Origin of the sequence: Stutzerimonas stutzeri KOS6 (assembly GCF_000307775.2) — a bacterium.
GTDB lineage: Bacteria > Pseudomonadota > Gammaproteobacteria > Pseudomonadales > Pseudomonadaceae > Stutzerimonas > Stutzerimonas stutzeri_B.
Genome location: NZ_KK020676.1, coordinates 2092316 through 2097502 on the forward strand (window position 1 = coordinate 2092316; position 5187 = coordinate 2097502).

General features: G+C 56.3%; 4 protein-coding genes and 3 pseudogenes. 3 read left to right on the plus strand and 4 right to left on the minus strand.

Annotated elements, in window-relative coordinates; genetic code table 11:
- Positions 1-506, minus strand: a pseudogene (locus tag B597_RS47375) (hypothetical protein); the annotation flags it as partial.
- Between the two features lie 50 nt (positions 507-556).
- On the opposite strand from B597_RS47375, the gene B597_RS37665 reads away from it, so the two are divergent.
- Positions 557-829: a hypothetical protein gene (locus B597_RS37665; RefSeq protein ID WP_226924975.1), complete on the plus strand. Its 273-nt coding sequence runs from the start codon at positions 557-559 to the stop codon at positions 827-829.
- Between the two features lie 630 nt (positions 830-1459).
- Here B597_RS37665 and B597_RS37670 read toward each other — a convergent pair.
- A complete protein-coding gene (locus B597_RS37670) occupies positions 1460-1756 on the minus strand; it encodes a hypothetical protein (protein WP_003296330.1) in 297 nt (98 codons plus the stop codon).
- A gap of 135 nt (positions 1757-1891) precedes the next feature.
- A complete protein-coding gene (locus tag B597_RS37675; protein ID WP_024162176.1) occupies positions 1892-2122 on the minus strand; it encodes a hypothetical protein in 231 nt (76 codons plus the stop codon).
- Between the two features lie 1219 nt (positions 2123-3341).
- Here B597_RS37675 and B597_RS46485 point away from each other — a divergent pair.
- Positions 3342-3431 (plus strand): annotated as a pseudogene (locus tag B597_RS46485) (transposase domain-containing protein); the annotation flags it as partial.
- A 104-nt stretch (positions 3432-3535) separates the two neighbouring features.
- Here B597_RS46485 and B597_RS0223485 read toward each other — a convergent pair.
- Positions 3536-3808 (minus strand): CopG family ribbon-helix-helix protein, encoded by a 273-nt coding sequence (locus B597_RS0223485; RefSeq protein ID WP_012018603.1) that lies wholly within the window; start codon positions 3806-3808, stop codon positions 3536-3538.
- Positions 3809-4804: 996 nt separating this feature from the next.
- Here B597_RS0223485 and B597_RS0223490 point away from each other — a divergent pair.
- Positions 4805-5187 (plus strand): annotated as a pseudogene (locus B597_RS0223490) (TolC family protein); the annotation flags it as partial.

The window sequence follows — 5187 nt, forward strand, 5'->3', positions numbered from 1 at the left end:
TTAGGAGTCCAAACGCAGGTGTTGCCGTCCGGGTACAGGTAGCCAATGGAGTGGCGGAAACGCTGGCTCGAAATACCGCGCAGATAAGCGCGCTCGTTTCCTGAACCGACGTAGAAGTTCGAGGTGCAATCGAGACGCTGGAGAACAGCACCGTTAGCGATAGTGCCACCCTCTTGAAGATGGTCGATGCGAGTGCAGCGGGTCATTGCGGGCAGGCCGTACTCAGCAAGCAATGCGTTGATAACTCGAAAACACTCGTCAAGGGTGGAGAGGCCGAACACGTTATCGAGGCGATTAATGCGAGATGGATTGCCGTCTACGGTGATTTTTCGACCGCAAACATGGATGCGGAAAGAGGTGCAGTAGCTGCCCTCAGCAAAGAAGGCAGGAACAGAGGTAGAGAGAATTTGATCGGTTTCGGCGTCATGACGGCGCACAACGATGTCGCCGATGCGAGGTAGATCGTAGTCGTACTCCTGAAACGCCTTGATCCAATCGTAGAACATGCCGTCCCTTACACATGCACACAAATAACATTGGCTGCGAATCTACACATGTGAAACTGCACACGTCAACACTTGTCTGCGTGCACACATGTATTATCCGCGAGGGTTTCCGGATGAATGGTGACGGTGTGGCAACTAACGTGCGGCTAACGCAGGGAGAGCAAGAGGCGATTCGCCAAAAAGCTATAGAAATCAACAAGTTACTGATAAAGCAGGGGCGGCAGCCGCTGCGGGACAGCGAGCTTGTGCATAAAATCCTAGAAAAATCAGTGCCTTACGTAGAACTAACAGCAAACGGCGAGATCGTGATCATCGCGGAGTAAGAAGGGCCACCCCGGAGTTCCGGGGCAAAGTGGGGGTGTTACAGCACCCCCACCCCAAAGCCGCGCCAGTGAGAACGGTTCACAAGGAGAGGACGTGATCGCCTGGGACAGATACCCACCGCTTCGTTCCTCAGCCGTGGATATCTATCAAGGCTCAACCCCGCAAGCGGGGGCCCCATTCGCCTCTCGGACAAAGCGGATTTTTGTTTTGGTTTTGGAGAGCGAAAAGCAAGAGCGGGGCTGAAACGGGGGGAACTGTCGTGACCTGACCGGCGATGGTGCTGGGGGTCCTGGGAGAGCGGCAGAGATGTAGACGGGGTGTAGTCCAGGTGGGTGATCACGGCGCGGGTTGCGTTGGTAGCGGGACGATAGAGCGAGGATCGCGAAAAGCCCCTGGCGAGCCGTTGAGGCCGTCGGGGGCTTTTTAGTTGCCTTGGATTGAGGCCGCTACGCGGGTTCCGTCGCGGTGACGACGAGGCGATCAGTCCAGGACGTGCAGGCGACTAATCGCCGCAAGCGGCGAGGTCGAGGTCACCGAATCGCTAGCAGCTGGCGAGATCCTGGACGAGATCTGCAGAGCGTTTTGCTAGCAGTAATCGACCTGGTGCAGCAGCTGCAGAACGAAAAGTGCTAGCGCCGGTAACCTGGACGAAGCGGGTTGTCGGAGGATGGTTGGAACATATCACCTTGACCGGCCACCTCAGCCAGTTTGACGGCGGCAGCATGAGCGTCATGAAGTGTGCGACGGTAGACGCCGACCTGCTCGCGCAGAGTGCGGACTTCTTCCTGCAGATCCTCGATACGGTCACGCTGAGCAATCATGAGTTCGATACCGGCGATGAAAGCCTGGCTACCGGTGCCCTTCCCTGTTGCCAGCTTGGCTTGGCGAACCAGATATTCGTCAACATCACGGATGGTCAACAACATGAGCTCTATCTCCCTGCTAGCAATTATGGTCCTGGATCGATCGCACCAGGTCATGAAATGCTAGCAGGTCTATCGAGTGAGGTGCTAGCAGATTCTTGTCCAGGACCTGGTGCTTAAGGACGAAAAAGCTAGCAATCAGACCTCGAGGATTCGGCGAGCAATGCGCTGCAGCTCGGCGAGCAGGTCATCCAGTTCGGCGCCTTCCTGGTCGAACTGGGCGACTCGCTTTCTCAGTTCGCGAATCTCAGCAACGAGTCGGGGATAGTCGTCGAGAATCCAGGTCACGGCGTCGGAGCCCTTGCGGCCCGGAGCATACAACTCGGCGGTTTTGATCAGGCGAGATTCAAGGTCAATAGCGCGTCGCATAATCGGCCCTATGTTACGCGCCGCCTGGAGCCGGAGGCAGTTTCCAGACGACGCTCAACATAAGGCCATTCTGATTATGCGAATTTATAGATCGTCGTCTCGAGGTGTGTGGAAGCGTGCTACGGGAATGCCGGATTGGCTGAATATTCAAAACAGCTAGATGCGCGCTTCTGCCTCTCCAGAATGGGAAACCGACCTAAAAATTCATAAACCCTTTCCGGTCGATATTTGCAGGATCTCTCTGGCTCTGCGGGTCCAAGCCATTTGCCGGTGAATTCTTGAATCTGAAATCGTATCGTCCCAAATACCGGTCAAACCAAATGCAGGTCACCAAGCGTTTCCGGGGTACTCGGTCTAGTCGAACACTGAATCGCATTTCCACTGGGCGGCATAATCCATAGCCATCTGATGTCCATATCGGGTGGCTCAAGGCGTGGATATGCCTCACTGGACACTTAATGAATGGCCTGGAAAAATTTGCCTCCTGCGAGCCTGAGTGAACACGCAAGCTGCATACCGGCGGTTTCAAGAAGTCGTGTTTCATCAGGTTACCCTTTGAATGCCGTTCGCGAGGCAATGCGGGAATAGACAATGCTTCCAGGCCAGGCGCGGTATTGCGGCTACGTACGGACAGGGTTGCATATTCAATATCCGATAATCACCAGACCCGGATATTGCTCTATACTGATCCAGAAGCGCTGATTTAGATGCATTCTTTCAGGTCGATCCTCCCATGCCGCAACACCCACAGCCACTTTTCGAGACTTTCGCTCGTTTCCACGAGCTTAACTTTCTTCACCTCAATGGCGAGCTTCCGGTGGTCCGGGATTTCCTTCTCGACTTCGATGATGGAATCCTTGTATGTAAGCGCCCGGTGAACACACCTTCTGAACTCCAGCATTAAGGGTGATGGTGGCCACCCATCTTTTAGCGGACGCGATCACCCTTATCGCCAGGATTCCCATGCGCCAACGAAGCTCCTATCCAAAAACCTTCAAGGCCCAGGTCGCGCAGGAATGCCGGCAACCGGTGGGCCACAGTTTCCGGCGTCGCCATCAGCCACGGCATCAACGCCAACGTGATCCGCAAGTGGCTGCCGATTTACCTCGACCGCCCCCCGGCCTGCAGGCATTCGTGCCGGTACAAGCGACTGCCGGGCGGCCGGCTGAAGAAGCGGCGGTGATCACATTGCCGCTGGGTGACACATCATAACGGTCAAGCGATCATGAGCCTGATCCAGTCGGCACGCATGAGCGAGCATGATCCGTACGCGTACCTCAACGATGTACTGACGCGGTTGCCGACGTAGAAGGCCAGTGAGATTGAGCACCTGTTGCCGCATCAATGGATGCCGGGCTGACCTGCGCAAGACGTATTCCCCGTACGCTTACTGGTCACCTACTCAAATGACCTTCAGCGAGGCACCGGCAGCGGTGTATTGCTGCTAAGGCTGTCGGCCCAGGCCTGAACTGCTTGGTGATCGATCACGCGGCCTGCGTCCACATCGGCCAGGGCCGCTCGGGTCAGGCGGCCGCGCTCTTCTTCCTGATCAATCCATGTGGCCAAGGCTTGCTTGAGAATCCAGTCCGTGGAGCGGCCCAGATGTGCGGCCATCTGATCGACTCTCTCAGCTAGCTGTACTGGGACGTGAGCCGTGATAACCCGGGTTTCAATTGGGCAGATCATGATGGGCTACTCCTACGCAACGAAGGGCTGCGGACTGTCGTCCATTATGACTGGCCATTTCGTTACTGCCGAGCCGAAAGCAGTCTCGCCAACCAGATGTCTTTGCCGGATGGTTACCCCTGTATGCAGTATCTAAGTGACACATGCATACAGCAACTGATCGGCTTCTTAGGCAGCGCCGAGCGCTCTAGAACCGGGTTTATAGTCGATTATAGAGTGATTATAGAACAATTATAGAATTCGCTTTTGGTGCCTGATTGGGTATGCCCGAAGCAGGCAGCTCCTGCACCTCGGCTAACCACAGATGTTTGACTAGGACCCAAGCACCTAGGGGCTCGACTTGACGGCTAGCGAGGCCGGTCTTGTGCTAGCGCGCCGAATGGGCGGTGCGAACCCTACGAGCTTGAGAAATCCGGTTAAACGGAGCTACTAGTTGAGCCCGATACCCTGCCTGACACTCTATTTGATCCAAATCAACGAAGTGCTGTTATCGCCAAAACGAGCGTTCATGCCCCGGGGCAATCTGCTATCGTCGCCCTATCGCCCCGCCTGGTGAATTGCTGTGCGTCGGATTGGATTGATCCTGGTAATGATTGCTAGCCTCGTGCTGCCGACCTTCGGCAGTATGGCTTTCAGCATGCCTGCACAACCTTGCCCGATGCAGAGCGCCGATCATCAGAGCCATGCAATGGCCGATGCTCCGTGCTGCGAGCAAATGGATAAGTCTGATGGGGTGGCCAGTAAGTCCCCCTGCAAATCCGGCCAGGAATGCAAGACCGGAGGACTTCTCCAGACCACCGTTATCAAGAGCATATCCCCTCTTCCCTCACGCCCCTAGATATTGCTGACCCAGTCGGTGATTAAGCGGGAGCCCGCAGGACTCTGGCGCCCTCCTCGTTTCGTCTAATGCAGTGATCTTCGCGCCTTTAAACCAGGCGCATCGTCGCGGCCACGCTTTTGGTGGCGACCTCGATCAATCGCATTGGAGGCGAAAGCATGCCCGCTTTCCTTTTCCCACGCCGTGGCTATCTCGGTGTGTTAGCTGCCGCATTCTGGGCAGTTCCCTGGGTTGCTGCACAGGCGCAGCCCCTAACCTTCGAACGAGCGCAGGCGCTCGCCGAACAGCGCGCACCTGAGAACCTGGCACGACAAGCACAGGTCGCTTCGGCACAGCAGGCCGTAGTTCCCGCAGACGCCCTGCCCGATCCCAAGCTGATTCTCGGCATCGATAATCTGCCCATCGAAGGGCCTGATCGTTACACCCTGAATCGTGACTCAATGACCATGCGCCGCATTGGGCTCATGCAAGAGGTTCCCAATGGCGACAAACGCCAGGCCCGCCGCCAGTTGGCCGAGGCCTCCGTTGTCCGGGCCGAGGC